General features: G+C 67.4%; 27 protein-coding genes. 12 read left to right on the top strand and 15 right to left on the bottom strand.

The features are described from left to right. Together GO615_RS12860 and GO615_RS12855 are read right to left on the bottom strand one after the other, a co-directional pair. Positions 1–257 (bottom strand): hypothetical protein (locus GO615_RS12860; protein ID WP_169128583.1); only part of this gene is annotated, 257 nt, incomplete at its 3' end. Between the two features lie 78 nt (positions 258–335). Next, on the bottom strand, positions 336–1,145 hold the full coding sequence (locus GO615_RS12855; protein WP_169128581.1) for an inositol monophosphatase family protein: 810 nt from the start codon (positions 1,143–1,145) through the stop codon (positions 336–338). A gap of 180 nt (positions 1,146–1,325) precedes the next feature. On the opposite strand from GO615_RS12855, the gene GO615_RS12850 reads away from it, so the two are divergent. From GO615_RS12850 to GO615_RS12830, 5 genes are all read left to right on the top strand, one after another. After that, complete coding sequence (locus GO615_RS12850; protein ID WP_169128579.1) at positions 1,326–2,048, top strand: 16S rRNA (uracil(1498)-N(3))-methyltransferase; 723 nt, start codon at positions 1,326–1,328, stop codon at positions 2,046–2,048. 12 nt (positions 2,049–2,060) lie between these two features. Next, positions 2,061–3,548, top strand: coding sequence for a polyphosphate:AMP phosphotransferase (gene pap, locus GO615_RS12845; RefSeq protein ID WP_169128577.1), 1,488 nt, complete (start codon positions 2,061–2,063; stop codon positions 3,546–3,548). 189 nt (positions 3,549–3,737) lie between these two features. Then, positions 3,738–5,069, top strand: a complete 1,332-nt coding sequence (argA, locus tag GO615_RS12840; protein WP_407281022.1) for an amino-acid N-acetyltransferase — start codon at positions 3,738–3,740, stop codon at positions 5,067–5,069. Between the two features lie 58 nt (positions 5,070–5,127). Further along, positions 5,128–6,855, top strand: coding sequence for a diguanylate cyclase domain-containing protein (locus tag GO615_RS12835; protein WP_169128575.1), 1,728 nt, complete (start codon positions 5,128–5,130; stop codon positions 6,853–6,855). A 3-nt stretch (positions 6,856–6,858) separates the two neighbouring features. Then, on the top strand, positions 6,859–7,131 hold the full coding sequence (locus tag GO615_RS12830) for an oxidative damage protection protein (RefSeq protein WP_169128567.1): 273 nt from the start codon (positions 6,859–6,861) through the stop codon (positions 7,129–7,131). 97 nt (positions 7,132–7,228) lie between these two features. Here the strand turns inward: GO615_RS12830 and phoU are convergent, their stop codons facing one another. The 4 genes from phoU to GO615_RS12810 form a co-directional block, all read right to left on the bottom strand. Continuing rightward, entirely contained in the window at positions 7,229–7,930 is a 702-nt protein-coding gene (gene phoU, locus GO615_RS12825) for a phosphate signaling complex protein PhoU (RefSeq protein ID WP_169128597.1), read from the bottom strand. A 75-nt stretch (positions 7,931–8,005) separates the two neighbouring features. Beyond that, positions 8,006–8,674 carry a ribose-5-phosphate isomerase RpiA gene (rpiA, locus tag GO615_RS12820; protein WP_169128565.1) on the bottom strand — a complete coding sequence of 223 codons (669 nt, stop codon included), beginning with the start codon at positions 8,672–8,674 and terminating at the stop codon, positions 8,006–8,008. Between the two features lie 22 nt (positions 8,675–8,696). Beyond that, a complete protein-coding gene (moeA, locus tag GO615_RS12815; protein ID WP_169128563.1) occupies positions 8,697–9,950 on the bottom strand; it encodes a molybdopterin molybdotransferase MoeA in 1,254 nt (417 codons plus the stop codon). Between the two features lie 169 nt (positions 9,951–10,119). Then, positions 10,120–10,746: a c-type cytochrome gene (locus GO615_RS12810; protein WP_169128561.1), complete on the bottom strand. Its 627-nt coding sequence runs from the start codon at positions 10,744–10,746 to the stop codon at positions 10,120–10,122. Positions 10,747–10,867: 121 nt separating this feature from the next. On the opposite strand from GO615_RS12810, the gene yihA reads away from it, so the two are divergent. Beyond that, entirely contained in the window at positions 10,868–11,518 is a 651-nt protein-coding gene (yihA, locus tag GO615_RS12805) for a ribosome biogenesis GTP-binding protein YihA/YsxC (protein ID WP_169128595.1), read from the top strand. 195 nt (positions 11,519–11,713) lie between these two features. Next, positions 11,714–12,730, top strand: coding sequence for a porphobilinogen synthase (gene hemB, locus GO615_RS12800; protein WP_169128559.1), 1,017 nt, complete (start codon positions 11,714–11,716; stop codon positions 12,728–12,730). Between the two features lie 27 nt (positions 12,731–12,757). On the opposite strand, the gene GO615_RS12795 is transcribed toward hemB, so the two are convergent. The 3 genes from GO615_RS12795 to bioB are packed head-to-tail and all read right to left on the bottom strand — an operon-like array spanning position 12,758 to position 15,319. Beyond that, positions 12,758–13,417 (bottom strand): pyrimidine 5'-nucleotidase, encoded by a 660-nt coding sequence (locus tag GO615_RS12795; protein WP_169128557.1) that lies wholly within the window; start codon positions 13,415–13,417, stop codon positions 12,758–12,760. 7 nt (positions 13,418–13,424) lie between these two features. Continuing rightward, positions 13,425–14,318 (bottom strand): methyltransferase domain-containing protein, encoded by an 894-nt coding sequence (locus tag GO615_RS12790; protein ID WP_169128555.1) that lies wholly within the window; start codon positions 14,316–14,318, stop codon positions 13,425–13,427. A gap of 14 nt (positions 14,319–14,332) precedes the next feature. Next, positions 14,333–15,319 carry a biotin synthase BioB gene (bioB, locus tag GO615_RS12785; RefSeq protein WP_407281023.1) on the bottom strand — a complete coding sequence of 329 codons (987 nt, stop codon included), beginning with the start codon at positions 15,317–15,319 and terminating at the stop codon, positions 14,333–14,335. Positions 15,320–15,412: 93 nt separating this feature from the next. Between bioB and GO615_RS12780 the strand changes: the two genes are divergently transcribed. Together GO615_RS12780 and GO615_RS12775 are read left to right on the top strand one after the other, a co-directional pair. Then, positions 15,413–16,093 carry a ComF family protein gene (locus tag GO615_RS12780; protein WP_339380025.1) on the top strand — a complete coding sequence of 227 codons (681 nt, stop codon included), beginning with the start codon at positions 15,413–15,415 and terminating at the stop codon, positions 16,091–16,093. A gap of 1 nt (position 16,094) precedes the next feature. Continuing rightward, positions 16,095–16,562, top strand: a complete 468-nt coding sequence (locus GO615_RS12775; RefSeq protein WP_169128549.1) for a tRNA (cytidine(34)-2'-O)-methyltransferase — start codon at positions 16,095–16,097, stop codon at positions 16,560–16,562. A gap of 107 nt (positions 16,563–16,669) precedes the next feature. On the opposite strand, the gene GO615_RS12770 is transcribed toward GO615_RS12775, so the two are convergent. The 6 genes from GO615_RS12770 to GO615_RS12745 all read right to left on the bottom strand — a co-directional run bounded on the left by GO615_RS12770 (position 16,670) and on the right by GO615_RS12745 (position 19,707). After that, positions 16,670–17,665: an NAD(P)H-dependent glycerol-3-phosphate dehydrogenase gene (locus tag GO615_RS12770; RefSeq protein ID WP_169128547.1), complete on the bottom strand. Its 996-nt coding sequence runs from the start codon at positions 17,663–17,665 to the stop codon at positions 16,670–16,672. After that, positions 17,662–18,105, bottom strand: coding sequence for an SH3 domain-containing protein (locus tag GO615_RS12765; protein WP_169128545.1), 444 nt, complete (start codon positions 18,103–18,105; stop codon positions 17,662–17,664). The genes GO615_RS12770 and GO615_RS12765 overlap by 4 nt, the downstream gene beginning before the upstream one ends. 5 nt (positions 18,106–18,110) lie before the next feature. Next, complete coding sequence (gene secB / locus GO615_RS12760) at positions 18,111–18,578, bottom strand: protein-export chaperone SecB (RefSeq protein ID WP_169128543.1); 468 nt, start codon at positions 18,576–18,578, stop codon at positions 18,111–18,113. A 46-nt stretch (positions 18,579–18,624) separates the two neighbouring features. Continuing rightward, positions 18,625–18,888, bottom strand: a complete 264-nt coding sequence (grxC, locus tag GO615_RS12755; protein WP_211167081.1) for a glutaredoxin 3 — start codon at positions 18,886–18,888, stop codon at positions 18,625–18,627. Positions 18,889–18,890: 2 nt separating this feature from the next. Continuing rightward, positions 18,891–19,307, bottom strand: coding sequence for a rhodanese-like domain-containing protein (locus tag GO615_RS12750; protein ID WP_169128541.1), 417 nt, complete (start codon positions 19,305–19,307; stop codon positions 18,891–18,893). Positions 19,308–19,377: 70 nt separating this feature from the next. Then, the gene (locus GO615_RS12745; protein ID WP_169128539.1) at positions 19,378–19,707 is read right to left on the bottom strand and encodes a metalloregulator ArsR/SmtB family transcription factor; all 330 of its coding nucleotides are present in this window, start codon (positions 19,705–19,707) and stop codon (positions 19,378–19,380) included. A 160-nt stretch (positions 19,708–19,867) separates the two neighbouring features. Here GO615_RS12745 and gpmA point away from each other — a divergent pair, with 160 nt between their 5' ends. The 3 genes from gpmA to GO615_RS12730 are packed head-to-tail and all read left to right on the top strand — an operon-like array spanning position 19,868 to position 23,492. After that, entirely contained in the window at positions 19,868–20,617 is a 750-nt protein-coding gene (gpmA, locus tag GO615_RS12740) for a 2,3-diphosphoglycerate-dependent phosphoglycerate mutase (protein WP_169128537.1), read from the top strand. An 8-nt stretch (positions 20,618–20,625) separates the two neighbouring features. Next, complete coding sequence (locus GO615_RS12735) at positions 20,626–22,050, top strand: murein hydrolase activator EnvC family protein (RefSeq protein ID WP_211167080.1); 1,425 nt, start codon at positions 20,626–20,628, stop codon at positions 22,048–22,050. Between the two features lie 44 nt (positions 22,051–22,094). Next, entirely contained in the window at positions 22,095–23,492 is a 1,398-nt protein-coding gene (locus tag GO615_RS12730) for a S41 family peptidase (protein ID WP_169128535.1), read from the top strand. The last annotated feature ends 15 nt before the right edge of the window (positions 23,493–23,507 follow it).

The following is a 23,507-nucleotide window of genomic DNA, read 5'->3' as shown; positions in this document are numbered from 1 at the left end:
GGGCGGGGGCTACGGCCGCGGCCGGTATGGACGCGGTGTGCGGCGACGACCAGCACGTGCACTTCCTCGAAGGAGAGCTCGGGGTAATGGTCGCGCAGCACGCGGTAGGCGAGGTGGTCGAGGGTCGAGTTGCCCCAGCGGTTTTCCCGGGCAAAGAAGGGCATGATCAGTTCGCATGCCTCGATGAAGATCTCGCGGACGCGGTGATGAGAGCGGCGTTCCTGCAAGCCGGTGGGTGTGGGGACGGATGAAGTCATGAATCGTTTCCGGGGACGCTGCGGCGGGGGGGCATGGCAGGGTTCGTGTGCGTTCGACTCGGGCCGGCTGCCGCGCGGTCAGGAGTGGGCGCTGACCCAGTTGCGCCACTCGGTGAACAGGGAGGGGCTGGCAGCGGCGATCACGCCGCGCTTGATCGACGGGCCGGCGATCACCGTCCCGCCATCCAGTCCGCTCGCCTTGCCGCCCGCCTCCTCGAGGATCAGCTTGCCCGCCGCATAGTCCCACAGCATCTGCCCGCCGTGCACATACACGTCCAGCCGTCCCGCGGCGACGAAGCACCATTCGAGCGCGCTGGAGCCGAAATTGCGCTGCGAAAAATAGGGCGGGCGCACGGCGAGTTCATCGCCGAGGTGGTGGCTGATGCGCTTGAAGTCGATGCCGGCCACCGCATCCGACAGATGTGCCGCAGCCACGCGCAGCGGTAGTTCGACGCCGTTGAGGAAGGCGCCGGCGCCTTTGGCCGCGTAGAAGGATTCGTCGGTCACCGGGTTGTAGACGACGCCGTAGCGTGGCTCGTGATTGACCAGATAGGCGATCGAGACGGCAAAGAAGGGGATGCCGTTGGCGAAATTCGTGGTGCCGTCGATGGGGTCGATGCACCACAGGCCGCTTCGTCCGTCGCTCCACAGGTGTGCCTGCTCCGCGGCGCTCATCTCCTCGCCGAGCACGGCCCCGGGCGCAAGCTTGGGCAGTTCCTCGGAAAAGCGGCGTTGCGATTCGAGATCGGCCTCGGTGAACAGCGTGCCGTCCGCCTTGCGGTTGCGCGCGGTCTTGAGGTAGCGCGGCAGGATCACCTCGCGCGCGACGTCGCGCACCAGCGATTCGAGCGCCCGCGCCTGCGCGAGCCTTTGGCTGGCCGTGGGCATCAGCGTCGCCCCGCTGCGAGGTGCCCGGCTGCGGCTGCGAGGGTGCCGGCGCGGGCAAACCCGTGCGCCGTGCGGGCGGGCGCGGGGGAGGTGCACAAAGGGCGGTCGGGGACGCTGAAAATCATGGCCGGATCGGGCGCAGGGTCTCGCGGGAAGGTAGTGTCCTTATAATACACCACGATGATTTCGCGCTTCTTTTGCCCCCTCCCGCTGCCGGCCGCCGGCGAGATCCAGCTGCCCGAGGCGCTGGCCCATCATGCCGCGCGCGTGCTGCGCCTGCGCGACGGCGATCCAGTCATCCTGTTCGACGGCAGCGGCGGCGAGGTCACCGCCGTGCTGCGGCTGCGCGGCAAGCAGTGTTTCGCCGAACTGCTGGAGCGGCGCGACATCGAGCGCGAGTCGCCGCTGCGGCTGGTGCTGGTGCAGGCACTCGCGAGCGGCGACAAGATGGACTGGATCGTGCAGAAAGCGGTCGAGCTGGGTGTCGCCGCCATCGTGCCGGTGCAGGCGGAACGCTCCGTGCTGCGGCTGGCCGGAGAGCGTGCGGCGAAGCGCGTCGAGCACTGGCAGCAGGTCGCCGTGTCGGCGTGCGAGCAGTGCGGACGCAACCGCGTGCCGGCGGTCGCGCCGATCACGGGATTGCACGACTACCTGGCACGTCCTTGCGAGGGGGCGCGGCTGATCCTCGATCCGGCGGCCACGCAGCGCCTGCTCGACGCCGGGCGTCCGGCGGGGGAGGTGCACCTGCTGATCGGCCCCGAAGGGGGCTGGTCCGAGGAGGAGCTGGCGGCCTGTCGCCGCGCGGGCTGCGCCGGCATGGGACTGGGGCCGCGCGTGCTGCGCACCGAGACCGCGGGCTTGGCCGCGATCGCCGCGCTGCAGGCCGTATGGGGCGACTTTTGAGGAGGCTGCACGATGTTCGAATCGGCTGAACTGGGCCACAAGGTCGACAAGGAAGAGTACGACGCAGCCGAACCGGAGCTGCGCGCGCAGTTGCTCGACGCGCAATTCGATCTCCTCGAGGCGAAGTCCTTCGCCGTCGTGGTGCTGATCAACGGCATCGACGGCGCCGGCAAGGGCGAGACGGTGAATCTGCTCAACGAGTGGATGGACCCGCGCCACATCCAGACCCTGGCCTTCGATTCGCCGACCACCGACGAGGCAGAGCGCCCCTTCATGTGGCGCTTCTGGCGGGCGCTGCCGCCGCGCGGGCGCATCGGCATCCTGTTCGGCAACTGGTACACGGATCCGATGCGCGAGCGCGTCGAGAAGATGTCGAAGAAGGCCGACCTCGACCAGCGCCTCGACGAGATCAACCGCTTCGAGGCGATGCTGGTGCGCGAGGGGGTGCTGCTCCTGAAGCTGTGGTTTCACCTGTCCAAGGACGGACAGCGCAAGCGCCTCAAGGCGCTGGAAAAGGATCCGCGCACGCGTTGGCGGGTCACCGAGCAGGACTGGCATGCCTACGAGCACTACGACCGCTATCGTGAGGTCGCCGAGCACACGCTGCGCCATACCAGCACGGGCGATGCGCCGTGGATGATCGTCGACGGTTCCGATCCGTGCTACCGCGAGCTCTTCGCGGCACGCACCCTGCTCGATGCCATGCGCAAGCGCCTCGATGCCGATGCGCACCACTGGGTGGCGCGCCAGACGGCGCCTCCCTTGCCGCCCGCGCCCGATGCGCGCAACCTGCTCGGCAGCCTGGTGTTGCGGCAGGCGCTGGACAAGAAGGAATACCAGGAGCTCCTCGAGCGCTATCAGGGGCGGCTCGCGCTGCTCACGCGCGACGAGTCCTTCCGCAACCGCGCGCTCGTGCTCGTGTTCGAGGGGGCGGATGCCGCGGGGAAGGGCGGCACGATCCGTCGCGTCACCGCGGCGCTCGACGCACGCCAGTACCAGGTAGTGCCGGTTGCGGCCCCGACCGAGGAGGAGCGCGCCCAGCCCTACCTGTGGCGCTTCTGGCGCCACCTGCCGCGCCAGGGCCGCGTCGCGATCTTCGATCGCTCGTGGTACGGCCGGGTGCTCGTCGAGCGGGTGGAGGGCTTCTGCTCGGAGGCGGACTGGATGCGCGCGTATTCGGAGATCAACGACTTCGAGGACCAGCTGGCGGACGCCGGGGCGGTGGTGGTCAAGTTCTGGCTGCAGATCGGCAAGGACGAGCAGCTGGAACGATTTCGCCAGCGCGAAGCCGAAGCGCACAAGCGCTTCAAGATCACCGCCGAGGACTGGCGCAACCGCGAACGATGGGACGACTACGCCCGTGCCGTGTGCGACATGGTCGATCGCACCAGCACCGAGACCTCGCCGTGGACCCTGGTCGAGGCGGACAACAAGCTGTTTGCCCGCATCAAGGTGCTGCGTACCTTGTGCGAGCGGCTCGAGTCCGCTTTGGGACACTGACGGACGCGGCGGTGCCGATGTCCTGATCGCGTGCGGAAGTAACGCCCCGATGCGCGACGCGACGTGTAATGTATTCCGCTAGAATGGGTCGGGCACGCGTGCGCGGCGTCGCTCCGGCGAGCTTTCCGACTTCCTGATGGTGATGATTTGAGTGGCAACCCCAACCCCAACTCCAGTGCCGGCGCCAGTGTGGCTGCATCCGATATTGCGGCGTCGACGGAGCAGTTCGTGGCCTGGGTGCGCGGGGCCGCACCCTACATCCATGCATTCCGCGGGCGCACCTTCGTCATCGCCTTCGGCGGGGAGGTCGCCGCCGGCGCTCGCGCACAGAGCCTCGCCTACGACTGCAACCTGCTCGCCGCGCTGGGCATCCGCCTCGTCCTCGTGCACGGCGCCCGGCCGCAGATCGAAGCCGAACTCGCGCGGCGCGGACTGGAGCCGCGCTATCACAACGGCCTGCGCGTGACCGACGCCGAGGCGCTCGAATGCGTCAAGGCCGCGATGGCGGTGACGCGCCTCGAAGTGGAAGCCCTGCTATCGCAGGGTTTGCCCAACACGCCGATGGCCGGCAGCTACATGCGCGTGACGGGCGGCAACTTCATCACGGCGCGTCCGGTCGGCGTCGTCGATGGCGTCGACTATCAATACACCGGTGCCGTGCGCAAGATCATCGCCGAGGAGATCAACGCCGACCTCGACCAGCAGAACGTCGTGCTGATCTCGCCGATGGGCGTGTCGCCGGCGGGGGAGATCTTCAATCTCAGCATGGAGGAGGTCGCCGAGGCGGTGGCCGTTGCGGTGAAGGCCGAGAAGCTGATCTACCTGTGCGACGCGCCGGGCCTGCTGGATGCCGACCAGCGCTTGATCGACTCGGTGACCGCCGACGAGGCCGAGCGCATGTTCAATGCGGGGGAGGGACTCACCGAGGACCTGGACCTGTACCTGCCGTGCGCGATCCGGGCGGTGCGGCGTGGCGTCGCCCGCGTGCACCTCATCGATCACGACAAGGACGGCGGCCTGCTGCTGGAGTTCTTCACCCACGCCGGCGTGGGCACGGTCGTGTCGCGCGATCCCCTGTTCCGCCTGCGCGACGCGAGCTTCGAGGATGTCGCCGCGCTGGTTGCGCTGATCTCGCCGATGGAGGCGGACGGCACGCTGGTGCGGCGCGGACGCGAACTGCTGGAGCAGGAGATCGACCGCTTCTCGGTCGTCGAGCATGACGGGGTGCTCGTCGGTTGCGCAGCGCTGTATCCGTTTTCGGACGAACGTGCGGCGGAGCTCGCCTGCCTTGCCGTCACGCCTGAATATCGCCGCGCGGGGCTCGGTGACCAGTTGCTGCGTCGCATCGAGCAGCGCGCACGCAATCAGCGCCTCGAGCGTCTCTTCGTGCTCACGACACGCACCGCACACTGGTTCCGCGAGCGCGGCTTCAGCGAGATCGGCCCCGAGGCCCTGCCGCAGAAGAAGCGCGAGCTGTACAACTACCAGCGTCGCTCGAAAGTGTTCGTGAAGAAGCTATGACCGATGCGCGCGCATGGTCCGGCCGATGGTGCGCGTGCAGCCCGCGTGCGGAGGCCCCGTGAGCGGCAGGCAAGCCCCTTCGCGGGCTGCGCCGGTGCTGGCTGGCGTGGCGGGCGCCCTCCTCGCGGGCCTTGGCGCGCTGGGCGGCGCGCACTTCGGCGTGGCTGGCGACGTGGGCGTGCTTGCCCTGGTGCTGCTTGCGGCGGGGGGGCTGGGGGCCGGTGTCGCGCTCCTGTACGTCAACGCGGTGCTGCGTCGGCAGACCGGCAACGACGCCGCGATCGCGTCGCGTCTCGATGCATTGGACATCGTCGTGCACCTTTCCCCCGAGGCCGGCGGTCGCGAATCCGCAGCGGATCACGCAAAGCGGCTGGATGTGCTCGCCGTCGGCGTGTCCCGCCTGCGCGAGATTGCGGAAGGCGTGCATGGCGTGGAAGCCCTGTTCGACATGCGCGGGCGACTCACCTGGATCAGCCCGTCTATCCAGCGCTTGACGGGCTGGAGTCCCTCGGCCTGCCTTGAGGCGCCCGATGCGCTCGCGCTGCTGGTGCACGAGTCCGATCGCCGCTACTGCCAGCGCATGGCGCAGCGCGTGGCGGAGGGGAGTCCCGGCGAGGATTTCGAGATGCGCCTGTTGCGCGAGGACGGCCACATCTGTTGGGTCGCCTGCCATTGGCGGCCGCTTGGCAGGGACGGCACACAGCCTGCGGGCCTGAGGATGTCGGCCGCGGACATCCAGGCGCGCAAGGAAGCCGAGTACAAGCTGCTGGAAACCGTCACCGAGCTGCGACGTGCGCAGGCGCTGCGCGAGCGCTACCTCGCGCGTTCGAACGACGAGCGCCAGCGCCTGTCGGCCCTGCTCAACGTCATCCGGCTGGGCATCCTGTTCATGGACCGCGACCACCGTGTGCTCTATTACAACCGCGCGATGCTCGACATCTGGGGTTTTCCGCCCGACGAGAACCTCATCGGCATGCGTGACGTGGTGCTGCAAAGCCGCGTCGCCGAGCTGATCGAGCAGCCGGAAGCCTACTTCGAGCACATCGACGCGGTGTTGCGCACCTACGTCGTCAGTGAGCCTCACGAAGTGCATTTCAAGGACGGTCGCATCGTCACCGACATCGCCGCGCTCGTCGAGGCCGCGCAGGGGCGCCGCGGCATCGGGCGCCTGTGGATCTACGAGGACGTCACCGAGCAGCGTCGCACGGCGCAGCGGCTGGTCGAACTGGCCGAGCACGATCCGCTGACCGGCCTCTACAATCGACGGCGCTTCCACGAGGAGCTCGACCGGCAGCTCGCCGACGCCTCGCGGCGCGGGGGAGAGGTAGGCCTGCTCGCGATCGACCTTGACGGTTTCAAGCCGATCAACGACGAGTTCGGACACCAGGCCGGGGACGAGGTGCTGGTCACGCTCGCGGATAAGGTCGGCGACGTCATCCGCCGCAACGAGATGTTCTGCCGCCTCGGCGGCGACGAATTCGGGGTCGTCGTGCCCGATGCCGGCGAGAACGAGCTGTGCGAACTTGCGCGCCGCATCATAGAGGTGATCGAGGGGCTGCGCTTCGACTTTGGCGGGCGTGCCGTCGGCATCACCGCGAGCCTCGGGATCGCGATTTACCCACGTCACGCATCGTCCTCCGAACAGCTCATCGCGGCAGCCGACCAGGCGATGTACCGCTCGAAGAGCAGCGGCCGCGATCAATGGACCATGGCAGCGAGCTGCCCCGAATCCGCTAGAATGAGCCCCACCGAATCCCATGAACCCGATTGCAGAAGAGAGGACTGAACGATGGCCCGTATGGTCAATTGCATCAAGCTTGGTCGCGAGGCCGAGGGGCTGGACCTGCCCCCGGTTCCCGGTGCGCTGGGCAAGCGCATCTTCGACAACGTCTCGAAGGAAGCCTGGCAGCAGTGGGTCAAGTACCAGACCATGCTGATCAACGAGAATCGCCTCAACCTGATGGATGCGCGTGCGCGCAAGTACCTGTCGGAGCAGATGGAAAAGCACTTCTTCGGCGGCGGCGCCGACCAGGTCGGCGGCTACGTCCCGCCGGCGCAGTGAGCCTGCGCGCCGGAGATCGGCGCGCGCCAATGAAAAAGGGATGGCCGCGGCCATCCCTTTTTGCATTGCCCGCCGCCACAGGGCAGCGTGATTGCCGTCACTCGGCGCCGGATGCGCGCTCCAGCGCCTCGACCCCCTCGTGGCGCACGTCGCGGCCCTTGACCATGTACACCACGTATTCGGAGAGGTTCTTCGCGTGGTCGCCGATGCGCTCGATCGACTTGGCGATGAACAGCACGTCCAGCGAGCGCGTGATCACGCGCGGATCTTCCATCATGTAGGTGATGAGCTGGCGCATGATGCCCTTGAAGATCGCATCGACCTCCTTGTCGCGCCGCACGATGTCGGGCGATGCCGTCGGGTCCATGCGCGCGAAGGCGTCGAGCGCCCCCTGCAGCATCTCGACGACCATCGTCGACACGTGGCGCAGCTCCACCTTGGGAACGAAGGCAGCGTCCGAGTCGATGATCTGGCGACCGGCCTTGGCGATCTTCTTGGCCTCGTCGCCGATGCGCTCGAGGTCGGTGATCATCTGGATCATGGTCATGACCATGCGCAGGTCGCCCGCCGTTGGAGCGTGGCGCGCGATGACGTGGATACAGGCATCGTCGAGCGCGACTTCCTCTTCGTTGACCTTGCGGTCATCGGCGATGACCTGCTCGAGCAGTTCCTGGTTGCCCGTCCCGAGCCCTTCGATCGCACGCGTCAGCTGCTGCGCCACCAGTCCGCCCATTTCCAGCAGGCGCTTGCGTATGGCCTCCAGTTCGTTGTCGAACTGCGTGTAGGTGTGCTTGTTCATCATCATGTTCCGGTCCCGAGAGTCCGCGAGGCTAGCAGCTTAATGTGACGGAAATATTGCACCGATGTCTGCGGTTCAGGAAGTTGCCGCGACGCGCCGCTCGACCCCGGCGGGCGTGGCCAGCAGCAGCAGGTCAGCCCCGCGCAGCGCGAACAGGCCGTTGGTCACGACGCCGGTGATCTGGTTGATCTCCGTTTCCAGGCTCCGCGGGTCTGGAATGCGCAACCCATGCACGTCCAGGATCAGGTTGCCGTTGTCCGTCACGAAGCCTTCGCGCAATACGGGGCGTCCGCCGATGCGTGCGAGGCGGCGCTCGACGTAGGCACGGGCCATCGGGATCACCTCCACCGGCAGAGGGAAGGCGCCCAGGCAGCTCACGAGCTTGGACTGGTCGCAGATGCAGACGAAGCGGTCGGCGACCGCGGCGACGATCTTCTCGCGCGTGAGCGCGCCGCCGCCGCCCTTGATCATGGCAAAGCCGCCGTCGATCTCGTCGGCCCCATCCACATAGAGTTGCAGTTCGGTCACGTCGTTGAGGCCGATCAGCGGGATGCCGTACGCCTCGAGCCGGCGTGCGCTCGCTTCCGAGCTGGAGACGGCTCCGGCGATACGGTCGCGCATGTCGGCCAGCCCGTCGATGAAATGGTTGACCGTCGAGCCGGTGCCGACCCCGACGATCATGCCGTCCTCGACATAATCCAGCGCCGCGCGCGCCGCGGCCTTCTTCAGTTCGTCCTGATTCATTGCGTCATCCTGTTGGTATGTCTCACACGAGACCGTCGAAGATCTGCACCTGCACCGTTTCGCCCGCCTCGACGTCGCCGCGCTCTTCGGGCAGCACGATGAAGCAGTTCGCTTCCGACATCGAACGCAGCACGCCGGAACCCTGGGCCCCGGCGAGCCGCACCGTCTGGCGCCCCTCCACGAGGGCAAGGCGCCCGCGCATGAATTCGCGCCGTCCGGGCTGCTTGCGGATACGCTCTGCGCATGTCACGTCGAACAAGGAGGGCTCGGGCAGCGGCGACACGCCGGCCAGGGCTTGCAGGGCGTCCTGGACGAACTGGTAGAAGGTCACCAGCACCGCGACCGGATTGCCCGGCAGGCCGAACAGCCACGCATCGCCGACGCGGCCGAAGGCCATCGGTCGTCCGGGTTTGATGTCGATCTTCCAGAAGGCGACCTCGCCCAGCCGATTCACGAGCTCGCGGATGAAGTCCGCCTCGCCTACCGATACGCCGCCGCTCGTCAGGATCACATCGGCGTTGGCCGATGCGTCGCGGAAGGCCGTTTCCAGCGCCTGCGGGTCGTCGCGCACGACGCCCATGTCGATGAGATCGCAGCCCAGGCGCGAAAGCGCGCCGAAGAGGGTGTAGCGGTTGCTGTCATACACCTCTCCCGGGGCCAGCGGCTTGCCGATCGACGCCAACTCGTCGCCGGTGGAGAAGAAGGCCACGCGCAGGCGGCGGCGCACCACGACCTCGGCGATGCCGAGCGATGCGGCGAGGCCCAGTTCGGCCGGTCCGCAGCGCTTGCCGGCGGGCAGGGCGACGCCGCCGAGCGCCAGGTCCTCGCCCGCGCGCCGCAGGTTCTGCCCGGCGCGCTGGCCGGCAGGAACATGCACCTTGCCCTCGGCGGCGCGCGTCACTTCCTGCACGACGATGGTGTCGGCGCCTTCCGGGATCGGCGCCCCGGTCATGATGCGCACGGCCTGTCCGGCACCGACGATGCCCGAAAAGGGCTTGCCGGCGAACGCGGTGCCGACCACCGTCAGGACGCTCTCGCCCTGCGCCGCGAGATCGGCATGGCGTACCGCGTAGCCGTCCATTGCGGAATTGTCGTGGGCCGGCACGTTGCACGGCGCGATGACATCCTCGGCGAGCACGCGCCCGAGGGCGCTACGGACGCTGACGCGTTCCCATCCGCCGATTGGTGCGAGCCGTCCGAGAATGGCCTGTCTTGCCTCGGCGGCAGTGTAGTTGGGCGAGCGGGCGGAGTTCGGGCTTCCGGGGTTCTGTACCATGTTTATCGTTCCTGGATGCTGCGTTCGCTCGGTCTGGCGAAAAGCGCATTATCGTCCGATCTTGTGCGCCATGCGAAGGCGGGTGTGGGACGATGCGGTACCGGAAAAGGAAAAGGGGTGGCCAAGCCACCCCTTTCACCCCGTTCGGGATTCCGGCGGAGCCGGACGATCAGCGCAGGCCGGCGGCGTAGTCGGCGACCGCCTTCATCTCCGGATCGGTCATCTTCAGTGCGATGGTCTGCATCATCTGCGCCGGGTCGTTCTTGCGCACGCCGTCACGGAAGGCCTTCAACTGGGCTTCCGTGTAGTCGGCGAACTGACCCGCGAGGCGCGGGTACTGCGCCGGCAGGCCGGCGCCGGCGGGGCCGTGGCAGCCGGCACAGGCGGGGACGCCCTTGGCGGGGATGCCGGCACGCCAGATGTTCTGGCCGAGTTTGGCGAGGTCCGGGTTCTTGGCCGAATCGGGCTGCAGCGTCTGCGACGAGAAGTGGATGGCGAGTGCCTTCATGTCCGCTTCCTCGAGCGCGGCGACCATGCCGCCCATGATCGGGTTCTCGCGTTCGGCTGCTTTGCCGTTCCAGCCCTTGAAGTTTTTGAGCTGCTTGAACAGGTAATCGGCATGCTGGCCGGCCAGTTTCGGGTTGACCGGAATCGGGCTGTTGCCGTCGGCGCCGTGGCACCCGACGCAGAGGGTTTCTGCAGTCTGTTTCGCCTTGGCGAGGTCGGGAGCCTGGTCTTGGGCATGAAGGCCGCCCGTAACCAGCAGCAGCGAGAGCAGCAGGGAACGCTTGATCATGGTGTCCTCAGAAAGCCGTGAGTGGTTATCGCAAACGCGGTATTCTATAACAGCTGGCCGGATTTGCGCGATGCAATGTGGGCTGACCGGCATAACCATAAGCGTTTTTTTCTCCTTTCCGATGTCGCTCTTCCGCAACGCAAAATTCGAGATTTCCATTGCAAAACCGGGCGATCTGCCGCTTCCCGACGGGGCCGAGATCGCCTTTGCCGGCCGTTCGAACGCCGGCAAGTCGAGTGCCATCAATACGCTTGCCGATCATACGCGTCTCGCATATGTTTCGAAGACGCCCGGGCGTACGCAGCTGATCAACTTCTTCCGTCTCGATTGCGGGGCGGTGCTGGTCGACCTGCCGGGCTACGGCTACGCGAAGGTGCCGGAGGCGATCCGCCGGCAGTGGGTGAATCTCCTCGAGAGCTACCTGCGCCGGCGCGAGAACCTCGTCGGGCTGGTGCTCATCATGGATTCCCGCCATCCGCTGACTCCGCTCGATCGCCAGATGATCGACTGGTTCCTGCCCAGCGGGCGGCCGATTCACGTGCTGCTGACGAAGGCGGACAAGCTCACGCGCAACGAGGCCGCTGCAACGCTGGCCGCGGTGCGTCGCGAAGTGGCGCCGATGGGGGCGCAGGTCACGGTACAGCTGTTTTCGAGCCTGAAGAAGGTCGGGGCCGAAGAGGTGGAGCATACCGTCGCGGGCTGGCTGAATCTTCCGACGGACGAGTTGCGTCCGATTCCCGCTGCAGCGCGGCTGGGCGGTGCCGGAAAATAAAAGACCCCGGGCTAAAGGGGATAAAGCCCGGGGTCAAACGCCTTAACGGGATTAAGGCACCCGCTCAGGGAGGTGAAGCGGGGGACGGCTCGTCACCATCCGGAATTTCAGAGTAAATGGACTTTGAATAAGTTCCCACCCGAATTCGTTACCTTATGTTTCCCGTCGATTAACTGAACTGGAGCTGGATCGAACATGCGTCCTACCGGAACCTTTCCTGCGACCCGCATGCGGCGGATGCGCCGCGACGAATTCTCCCGTCGCCTGATGCGCGAGTCGCGTCTGTCGGCCGACGATCTCATCTATCCGGTCTTCGTCCTCGAAGGCAACAACGTCACGCAGACCGTGCCGTCCATGCCGGGCGTGACGCGCGTGTCGCTGGACAAGCTGCTGCACGTTGCCGAGGAGGCGGTGTCGCTGGGCGTCCCCGCGCTTGCCCTCTTCCCCGTGATCGATGCAGCCGGCAAGACCGAAGGTGCGGAGGAGGCGTGGAATCCGGACGGCCTCGTGCCGCGCGTCGTGCAGGCGCTGAAGGCGCGCTTCCCGGAACTCGGCGTGATCACCGACGTTGCGCTCGATCCCTACACCAGCCACGGCCAGGACGGCCTGATCGACCCGGACGACCCGCGCGGCTACGTGCTCAACGACGAGACGCTCGAGGCACTCGCGAAACAGGCGCTGTGCCACGCGCAGGCGGGCGCCGACGTGGTCGCGCCGTCCGACATGATGGACGGCCGCATTGCGCGCATCCGTGCCGAACTGGACGGAGACAATCGCATCTACACGCGCATCCTCGCCTACTCGGCGAAGTACGCCTCCAGCTTCTACGGTCCCTTCCGCGACGCGGTGGGCTCGGCCGGCAACCTCGGCAAGGGCAACAAGTACACCTACCAGATGGATCCGGCGAACACCGATGAGGCCATCCGCGAGGTCGCGCTCGACATCGCCGAGGGCGCCGACATGTTCATGGTCAAGCCCGGCATGCCCTACCTCGACATCGTGCGCCGCGTGAAGACTGAGCTGCAGGTGCCCACCTACGCCTATCAGGTGAGCGGCGAGTACGCGATGCTGAAGGCGGCGATCGCCAATGGCTGGCTGGCGGAAGAGGCGTGCGTGATGGAGGCGCTGCTGTCCTTCAAGCGTGCCGGTGCCGACGGCATCCTGACCTACTTCGCGCTCGATGCGGCGCGCTGGTTGAAGGCCGCCGGCTGAGGTTCGCTACGTCCGGCCCCGGTATTGCTACCGGGGTAGCAGGCGGCCGGCCGCGCGGCGCAGGTCCAGGATGGATGCGATCCTGACGTCGACGTAGGCCGGCTTTTTCACGCCGCGGCCGACCAGCACCGTCTTCATGCCGAGCCGGCGGGCGGTGCGCAGGTTCTCGGCCGAATCCTCGACCATGATGCAGCATTGCGGCGGCAGCCGCAGGTCGTGCAGCAGGTGGCGGAAGGCGCGCATCTCGGGCTTCGGGTGGAAGCGCATCTGCTCGATGCCATATACCGCCGCAAAGTGGCGGCGGATGCCCATCGCTTCGAGGACGGCGCCGGCATAGCGCTGCGGTCCGTTGGAGAACACGATCTTGCGCCCCGGAAGGCGGCGCAGCAGTGCGCCGAGGGCGCGGTCGAACACCATCATCGCGTGCAGGCGTTCGAAGCGGTGCGTCTCCGCAAGGAAGTGGTGCGGATCGACGCCGTGGTGGCGCATGAGGCCGGTCAGCGTCGCGCCATAGCGGCGCCAGTAGCGCACCCGCAGGGTATTGGCGTCCTCCTCGCTCAGCGCGAGGTGGCGCGCGAGATAGGCCGTCATGCTGACGTTGATGTGCGGGAAGATGTGCGCGCTGGCGTTGTGCAGTGTGTTGTCCAGGTCGAAGAGCCACACCGGCCCCGCGCAGGGCTTGCTCACGTCGGCCTCAGGCCTTACCCGGGCGCGGCTGGAAGCGGACGATGGCGCGGCCGTCCTCGGTCGTCTTCGGCTGGGCCTTCCATGCATGGCCCTGCACGACCTCGAAGGTGGCGGGCAGGCGGCCATCCCGGCGCAGCGTCTCGAGGGTGTTCCGGGCCGCCTCCCAGCCGCCCTTTCCCGACAGGCCGCGCGGGCGTGCGACGCTCGCGTTGGCACAGCCCGACAGGCGCAGGTCGCGCAGCAGTTCGTCGACATCCGCGTAGGTCAGCGTCAGCACTTCCATGTCCATGACGGGGTCGGAAAAACCCGCCTGCACCAGGGCGTCGCCCAGGTCGTGCATGTCGATGAAGCGGTGCACCCGCTCGCCGTGCGTGGCGGGCAGGGCGGCGCGCAGTTCGCGCAGCGTGTCGGGGCCCAGCGTCGAGAACATCAGCATGCCATCGACTTCCAGCACGCGATGCATCTCGCGCAGCGCGGGCAGCGGATCGGCGAGCCAGTTGAGCATCAGGTTCGACCACACCAGCGACATGCTGGCGCGGCCGAAAGGCAGGGCTCCCGCGTCGGCACAGGCGAGCGAAGGACCCTGGGGCCGTCCCAGCGCGCGCAGGCGGTCGAGCAGCCCGCGCGAGCCGCGTGCACGGGCGAGCATCGGCAGCGCGAAGTCGGCGCCGACGCGTTGTGCGGCAGGGAAGCGCCGCCCCAGCGTGTCGAAGTCGGCGCCCGTGCCGCAGCCAAGGTCGAGGATGCGCCGGGGTTCGATGCGGATGTAGTCGAGCCGCTCGTCCATGCGCCGCGCGACCTCGCGCGCGAGTACGGCGACCTCGTCGCAGCTCGCGGCCGCGCGGCCGAAGCGCCGGATCAGGAGTGTGCGGTCGAGCGCGAAGCCTGCGTCGTCGGCCATCCCTTGCGGGCCGCTCAGATCGCGCGCAGACCGAGGCGGGCGAACAGCTTCTCGTCGCGGTCGGCTTCGGGGTTGTCCGTGGTGAGCAGGCGCTCGCCGTAGAAGATCGAGTTCGCGCCGGCCATGAAGCACAGGGCCTGCATCTCGTCGCTCATCTGCTCGCGACCCGCGGACAGGCGCACGAAGCTGGACGGCATCATGATCCGGGCAGCGGCGATGGTGCGCACGAATTCGAACGGATCGAGCTTCTCGGCATCGGCAAGCGGGGTGCCGGGGATCGCGACGAGGTTGTTGATCGGCACCGACTCCGGCGGACGATCCATGTTCGCCAACTGCACGAGCAGGCCGGCACGGCCGCTGCGCCCCTCGCCCATGCCGATGATGCCGCCCGAGCACACGTTGATGCCGGCGTTGCGCACCTGGTCAAGGGTGTCGAGGCGATCGGCGAGGGTGTGCGTGGTGATCACCTTGTCGTAGTACTCGGGGGCGGTGTCGACGTTATGGTTGTAGTAGTCGAGACCGGCTTCCTTGAGCTGCTGAGCCTGGTCGCCCTTGAGCATGCCGAGCGTGACGCAGGTTTCCATGCCCAGCGCCTTCACCTCGCGCACCATCGCGAGGACGGTCTCCATCTCGCGCTCCTTGGGGCCCTTCCATGCGGCGCCCATGCAGAAGCGGCTGGAACCCTTGGCCTTCGCGGCCTTGGCCTTCTCCACGACCTCGGCGACCGCCATCAGCTGCTGGCGGTCGAGGCCGGTCTTGTAGCGGGCCGACTGCGAGCAGTAGCTGCAATCCTCGGAACAGCCACCGGTCTTGATGGACAGCAGCGTCGAGCGCTGCACGGCATTGGCGTCGAAGTTCTCGCGGTGCACCTGCTGGGCGCGGAAGACGAGATCCATGAACGGAGTCTCGAACAATGCTTCGGCCTCGGCGACGCTCCATTTCCTGCGGGGGGCGGCATTGGCGGCGGGCTGGGTATCGATGTTGCGGCACGCGGAAGTCATTGTCATGAAAGCAGTTCCGGGATGTAATGCAAAGTTTCCCATATTCGTTCATTCGGCGAAAACTTGTCAAACGTACTTTACCGTATGGAGGCGATGGCGCGGCACCTGGCGGACCGGTTCATGCCGAACGAATGCTTCGTGTGCGGCCAGGAGGCCGGATCCGTGCTGGTTTGCGAGGCCTGTCGGGCGAGCTTGCCGAGATTGGCGGCGGTCTGTCCGGTGTGCGCGATCCCGTCCGGCGAGGATCTGATCTGCGGCAGTTGCCAGCGCACGCGGCCCGCTTTCGATGCGACGGCGGCGGCCTTGCCCTATGTGTTCCCGGTCGACCGTCTCGTCCAGGCTCTGAAATACGGGCGGCGGCTGGCGTTGACGCGCTTCCTCTCCGGCCTGCTCGAGCCGTTTGCGCCGCCGCAGGGGGCGGCCGTGGTGGTGCCGATGCCGCTTCATCCCGCGCGTCTGCGCGAGCGGGGTTTCAATCAGGCCGCGGAGATCGCGCGACCGCTCGCCCGCGCCTGGGGGGTGCCGTTGCTAATCGATGCGGTCGAGCGAGTCCGTGACACCGCGCCGCAGGCAACGCTGCCATGGCTCGAGCGGCGACGCAACATGCGTGGTGCCTTCCGCTGCAACGGCTCGTTCGCGGGGAGAGTCGTGGTGGTCGTCGATGACGTGATGACCACCGGCGCGACGCTCGACGAGCTCGCCCGCACGTTAAAATCGCACGGCGCCGCCTGCGTGGTGAACCGGGTCGTCGCGCGAACCCCATCTCCGGTCTGACATGCTCCACATCGTTCTCTATCAACCCGAAATTCCGCCCAACACGGGCAACTCCATCCGGCTCGCGGCCAACACGGGCGCCCATCTGCACTTGGTGCGACCGCTCGGCTTCGACCTCTCGGACCGGCAACTCGCACGCGCGGGGCTGGATTACCACGATCTTGCGAGCGTCAGCGTGCACGACGACTTCGATGCGTGCTGCCGCGTCCTCGCGGGCCGGCGCATGTTCGCGCTGAGCACGAAGGGCGAGCAGCGTTACGACACGGTCGAGTACCGCGAAGGGGACGTACTCCTGTTCGGGCGGGAAACCAGCGGGCTGCCAGCGGACGTGATGGCGAAACTGCCGCAGGGGAGCACCTTGCGCATTCCGATGTGCCCGTCGAACCGCAGCGTGAACCTGTCGAACGCGGTGGCCGTGGTGGTGTTCGAGGCCTGGCGGCAGCTGGGATTCGCGGGCGCGGCGGAATAGCGCGGGGCCGGGTTGCGTCCGCGGGCAGCAAGTCGCTATCGAGTCCCGGCAATCGTTCACCCCGAGCGTATCGAAGGGCTCGGCCCGAACCGTATTCGTTGCGGCGGCTATTCCTGGCGCGGTTCGCGCGACAGCAGCTGTTCGACGACTTCCCGCGGCCCCAGGCGGTTGCCGTGGAGCAATTCGTCGACGGCAGCGCACAGGGGCATCTCCACGCCGTGGCGGGCGGCGAGGCTCACCACTTCGCGGGCGGTGGGCACGCCTTCGGCGACGTGACCCAGTTCGTGCAGGATTTCTGCGAGGGTCTTGCCCTGCGCGAGCGCGAGTCCGACGCGGCGGTTGCGCGACAGGTCGCCCGTGCAGGTCAGGATGAGGTCGCCCATGCCGGCCAGGCCCATCAGCGTGTCGGCACGGCCACCCAGCGCCGTGGCCAGGCGCGCGATTTCCGCGAGTCCGCGCGTGATCAGGGCTGCGCGCGCGTTGAGGCCGAAGCCCATGCCGTCCGAAACGCCGGCGGCGATCGCGAGCACGTTCTTGATCGCGCCGCCGATTTCAGCCCCGACGACGTCGCTGTTGGCGTAGATGCGCAGCCGCGGCTGGTGGAGCTTCTGCACCCATTCGCGGGCAAAGGCGATGTCGGCTGCCGCCAGGGTGATCGCCGTCGGCATGCCGCGGGCGACTTCGGCGGCGAAGCTGGGGCCGGTCAGGACGCCGCAGGCGGCGCCTTCGCCCAGTTCCGCCGCCACGATCTCGTGCGGCAGACGTCCGCTGCCGGCCTCCAGTCCCTTGCACGCCCAGATCAGCGGCGTGTGCGCCTGGACGTCATGCAGGCGGCGCGCGGTCTGGCGCAATCCCGCGAGCGGGGTGACGACCAGATGAAGATCTGCGCCGCGGGCCGCGGCGTCGAAGTCGGCGCTCAGTTCGAGCGCCCGCGGCAGCGGCACGTCGGGAAGGTAGCGGGTGTTGACGCGCTCGGCGGCGAGCGTGGCGATGTGGTCGGCGTCGCGCCCCCACAGGGTCACGCGGTGCTGTGCCGAGAAGGCCAGCGCCAGCGCGGTGCCCCACGCGCCGGAGCCGAACACGGCGATGCGTGTCGGGCTCAAAGCCCCCAGACCTCGGTCACCCGGACAAAGCCGCTCGCGCCGTCCTTATGGCGCACGGGGAGCCAACCTTCGTTCGCGTTGCCCGTGACCTCGAGCACCACGTCCTTGGTGCTCTCGAATGCGGCCGGGGCGTCGGCTGCGGGGCGCTGGCGCACGACTGCGCGGGCGCTCGTGACCATCACCGTGCGCTTTTCGGACAGTGCGCGGCGCTCGATCCAGTTGATCGAGCCGCCGGCATCGCGCACCTTGGCCCACTTGTCGAGGCCCACGACCACTTCGAGCGGTGTTCCGGCCGCGACGATGAACAGCCGCTTGCCCTTGTCCGACGGTGAGTCGTACAGGATCGCAGGTTCAGCGACCGAGCGGTATTCGATCGCGTGCGCCGCCGCCGGGATGGCAAGGGCGGCGCTGAGCGCGATGCAGCGGAGCAGGGTGCGCATGGCGTTTACTGGATCGGCAATTCGCCCGGTTCGCGGGCTTCGGATTGCTGCTGCTGGGCCTGGTACAGCGCCTCGAAATTGACCGGGGCGAGCACCACGGGCTGGAAGCCGGCACGCGTGACCGCGTCCGAGATCGCCTCGCGTGCATACGGGAAGAGGATGTTCGGGCAGCCGATCATCGTCACCGGCTCGAGGTCGCCCTCGGGGATGTTGCGGATCTGGAAGATGCCGGCCTGGGCAGCCTCGACGAGGAACACCGTGCGTTCATCGGCGAGCTTGGCCGAGACGGTGACCGTCAGCGTGACTTCGTAGACGCCCTCATCGACGCCGCTCGCCTCGGTGCGCAACTGCACGTTGATCTGGGGATTCTCGCGCTCGAGGAAGATGCGCGGGGCGTTGGGCACTTCCAGCGACAGATCCTTCACATACAGCTTTTCGATGGAGAAGACGGGGGCTTGGGCGTTTTCGGACATATGGGTGCCTGAGGGATGGTTTGAAAAGGTAAAGCGGGAAGGGGACTCAGGCCTGCAGCAGCAGCGCGTCGAGCTTGCCCTGGTGTTCGAGTTCGTAGAGATCGTCGCAGCCGCCGACGTGCGTGTCGCCGATGAAGATCTGCGGCACGGTGCGGCGACCGGTGAGCTCGATCATTTCGTCACGGCGGGCAGGATCCTGGTCGACCCGGACCTTCTCGATGTCCTGCACCCCCTTGCGCCGCAGCAGCTGCTCGGCGCGCACGCAGTAGGGGCACACGGCCGTGGCGTACATGCGGATCTTCGCGTGCATCGTCATTTCCTCTTGCGGCTGAGCGGCTGGCCCGCCTTCTCCCATTCGGCGACGCCGCCGCGCAGATTGAACAGCTTCTCGAAGCCGGCCTTCTTCAGGGTGGCGAGGGCGGCCGCGGAGCGGTTGCCCGCGGCGCAGCACAGGATGATGGGGCGGTCCTTGAACTTTTCCAGTTCGCCGCTGCGGCGTTCGAGTTCGGCGAGAGGAATATGGCGCGCGTTGGGGATGTGGCCGCCGGCGAATTCGCCCTGGTCGCGCACGTCGACGAGCTGGGCGTCCTCGCGGTTGATCAGAAGGGTCGCCTCGACGGGCGAAAGCTGCGACTTGTCGCCCTGGCTGCGCGCGAGGTCGAACAGCAGCCATGCGCCGCTTGCGGCCGCGAGCGCGGCCCAGTACCAGTTTTGCTGCAGGAATTCCACGTAGATTTACTCCGTTTGCTTTTCTTGTGCTTTTGCGGCTCGTGTGTGGCGCGGCGCCGCCTGCCGGCTGTCAGTTGCGGCCGGGTGGGTCGTTGCAGAACACTTCGCGCATCAGGGCGATGAGCTGTAGCGTGCGTTGGTCGCAGATGCGGTAATAGACGCGGTTGGCATCCTTGCGCGTCTGCAGCACCGCCTTGTCGCGCAGGATCGCCAGATGCTGCGAGATGTTGCTCTGCGAGGTACCGACCGCCTCGACGATGTCCTGGACGCACACCTCGTTTCCGCCCAGCACGCAAAGGATCTTCAGGCGCAGCGGATGCGCGATGGCCTTGAGCGCGCGCGCAGCAGTCTCGATGTGCTCGTGCTTGTCGATGAGGTCGATGATGGTCTTGGTGTCCACGATGGCGGGAAGTGCAGATCAGGCGAGTAGTATAAAATACCGCGGCCCGTAAAAGCGCGCCATCGGTGCCTCCGTGCGCAGTCCGCCCGTTTCGGGCATCCGCACGGCAACTGCCGGGGGCGTCGGCCCTTTTCGCTCCCAACACATCCTCTGAGCGCTCATGTACAGAATCGTTCTGCTTCGTCACGGCGAATCGACCTGGAACACGGAAAACCGTTTCACCGGCTGGGCCGACATCGACCTCACCGGGAAGGGCGTCGACGAGGCTCGCGCTGCGGGCCGATTGCTCAGGAGCGAGGGCTGTGCCTTCGACCTCGCCTTCACCTCGGTGCTCAAGCGCGCCAACAAGACGCTCAACCTGGTGCTCGAGGAGCTCGATGCCTTGTGGTTGCCGGTCGAGCACTCGTGGCGCCTGAACGAACGCAGTTACGGCGCCTTGCAGGGCCAGAGCAAGGCCGAAACCGCCGCGCGCTTCGGCGAGGAGCAGGTGCACGCATGGCGCCGCTCGTACGATGCCACCCCGCCCGCACTGGCCGAGGGCGACGAGCGCCTGACGATGAACGATCCGCGCTACGCATCCTTGCCGCGCGCGCAGTTTCCCCGCGCCGAATCGCTCAAGGATACCTTGGTCCGCCTGGTGCCGTACTGGGAGACCGTCATCGTGCCGCAGATACTGGCCGGCCGTCGCGTCCTGATCGTGGCGCACGGCAACAGCCTGCGCGCCCTCGTGAAGCACCTGGACAGGCTCGCCGACGAGGACGTCGCCGGCCTCGAGATCCCGATGGCGCAGCCGCTGGTGTATGAGCTGGATGCGAATCTGCGCCCGATCAAGAGCTACGCCCTGATGGACGAGGATCCCATGCGCCCCGGACAGGCCGGCGCGGCCGTCCCGGGCAGGATCGGAAGCTGAGACTGCAATTGCCGATCAAGGGACATCTGTTGCCGCGTGGCCTGCGTCTCGCGCTGGCCACGGGCGTGCTGTTGGCGGGTGCCGTCGTGCACGCCACCGATGCGCCGGAAGTGGCGCAGAAGCGCTCCGACCTCGAAGAGGTGCGCCAGCGCATCCGCGAGCTGCAGAAGGAGATCGCCGATACCGAGGAATCCCGCTCGAGCGCATCGGAGGAACTCGCCGAGGCCGAGCGGGCCGTGTCGCGGGTGCAGCGCGAGCTGCAGCAGCTGGCGTCGAACCGTGCCGCGGCGGAGCGGAATCTCGCGGTCCTCGAGGCCGAGCGGCTGGCGGTCGAGGAGCGCATCGTCTCGCGCCAGTCCGAACTCGCGGACTGGTTGCGGCGGCATTACGTGCATGGTGCGGCGGGCGGCGTCGCTCCCTTCCTGTCGACGCGCGACCCGAACCAGCTCGCGCGCGATGCCTACTATCTCGAGCATCTCGGCAAGGCGCGTCTCGAACTGATCGAGACCCTGCGCAACGACCTCAGGGAAAAGAGCCGCCTGGGCGAGGCAATCGTCGCGCGCCGTGACCGGCTGGTTGCGCTCGAGGCCGACCAGCAGGCGCGGCGCAAGGAACTCGAGGCCGTGCAGGCGCGCCGGAAGGAAGCCGTGACCGGCCTTGCCGAGCAGCTGCGCACCCAGCGCAAGGAGGAGCGGACGCTGCGCCAGGATCAAGAGCGCCTCGGGCGCCTGGTCGCAGTGCTGGCGCGGCGCGCGGCCGAGCGCGAAGCGGCGCGCGCAGCCGCAGCGGCAAAGGCAGCCCGCGAGCAGGCGGCGCGTGAGCTCGCCGCGCGTGAAAGGGCCGCCCGGGAGCAGGCCGCGAGGAACGACTCCGCCCGCGACGGCGCCGCGCAGCCTGACGGCCCCGCGCTTGCCGCCAGCGGGGCCGCCCCGGATGCCTCCCCGGAACACCGGCAGTCGCGGCCGGCGCCGGCCCGCTCCGAGCCAGTCGTCGGCGAAATCCGACAGTCGGCCGGACCGACGCCCACCGGCGTGAGCTTTGCGCAGTTGCGCGGCAAGATGAGATTTCCCGTGCGGGGAGAACTCGTGGGGCGCTTCGGTGCTCCAAGGGCGGAAGGCGGAACGACGTGGCGCGGGGTGTTCATCCGTGCGGCGGGGGGCTCGCAGGTGCGCGCCGTGGCGGCCGGGGAGGTGGTCTTTTCGGATTGGCTGCGCGGGTACGGCAACCTCATCATCGTCGACCACGGCGGCGACTACCTGACCATTTATGGCAACAACGATGCGCTGCTCAAGGAACTCGGCGACAACATCGCCGGAGGTGACGCGATTGCCAGCGTGGGCGCCAGCGGAGGCGGCAGCGAATCGGGTTTATACTTTGAAATCCGCCATCGGGGTCAGCCGCTCGATCCTCTGAAGTGGGTGCAGTTCAACTAGATTTTCCGGCGTGGGCCGGGCGACGTTTCCTCGATGGAGTGCTCATGCGCAACAAGCTTCAAAAAGCGGGATTGGTGATGACCGGCGTGGTCGCCGGCGTGCTGATCAGCCTCAATTTTTCCGCCAGCGCCGACAAGGCCACGCAGGCACCCCTGCCGGTGGAAGAGCTGCGCGCGTTTGCCGACGTGTTCAACGCGATCAAGCAGGGCTACGTCGAACCCGTCGAGGACAAGAAGCTCATCAATCACGCGATCAGCGGCATGCTGAGCGGGCTCGATCCCCACTCCGCCTATCTCGACGCAGAGGCCTACAAGGAGCTGCAGGTCGGCACGCACGGCGAGTTCGGCGGCCTGGGCATCGAGGTCGGCATGGAGGACGGCTTCGTCAAGGTCATCTCGCCGATCGAGGACACGCCGGCCTACCGTGCCGGGGTGAAGGCGGGCGACCTCATCGTCAAGCTCGACGACACGCCGGTCAAGGGCATGAATCTCAATGACGCGGTCAAGCGCATGCGCGGCAAGCCGAAGACCGACATCACGCTGACGATCGCACGCAAGGGCGAGCAGAAGCCCGTCGTGCTGAAGATCACCCGCGAGGTGATCAAGGTGCAGAGCGTCAAGTCCAAGGTGGTCGAACCGGGCTATGGCTACCTGCGCGTTGCGCAGTTCCAGGAGAACACCGCGCAGGCGGTGGTGGAGCACCTCGGCAAGCTGTCCAAGGGCAATGAGCTGAAGGGCCTGGTCCTCGACCTGCGCAACGACCCGGGTGGCCTGCTGCACGGCGCCGTCGGCGTCGCCGCCGCCTTCCTGCCGAGCAATACGCTGGTGGTGTCCACCGACGGCCGCACCGAGGACGCGAAGCGCGAATACCGTGCAAGCCCCGAGGACTACCTGCGCGGCACGCGCGAGGATTTCCTCAAGGCGCTGCCGCAGGGCGCGCGCACGCTGCCGATGGTGGTGCTCGTGAATGCCGGTTCCGCGTCGGCGTCGGAGATCGTCGCGGGCGCGCTGCAGGACCACAAGCGTGCCGTGGTGATGGGTACCCAGACCTTCGGCAAGGGGTCCGTGCAGACCATCCTGCCGCTCAACGCCAGCACCGCGATCAAGCTGACGACCGCGCGCTACTACACGCCGAACGGCCGTTCGATCCAGGCCAAGGGCATCGAGCCGGATATCGTCGTGGAGGAAAGCGCCAACGGTTCCTCGCGTCGCCTGCGTGAGGCCGACCTCGACGGACACCTCGGCAACGACAAGGACCCGGATGCCGAACGCAAGCTCAAGGAAGCGCAGCGGCCGACTGGCGAGGGCGGCAAGGCGCCGGGTGGAGACGACGAGGCGGCGTCGCCGCACCGTTTCGAATTCGCCGGCAAGGACGACTATCAGCTCGGGCAGGCGGTGAATCTTCTCAAAGGCCTGCAGATCGTCCAGAATAAAAAGCAATGACCCGATAAGGGCTAT

This window comes from Aromatoleum evansii, assembly GCF_012910805.1.
Lineage (GTDB): Bacteria > Pseudomonadota > Gammaproteobacteria > Burkholderiales > Rhodocyclaceae > Aromatoleum > Aromatoleum evansii.
Note: the sequence above shows the minus strand (reverse complement) of the source record. Positions and strands in the feature narration are given on the sequence as shown.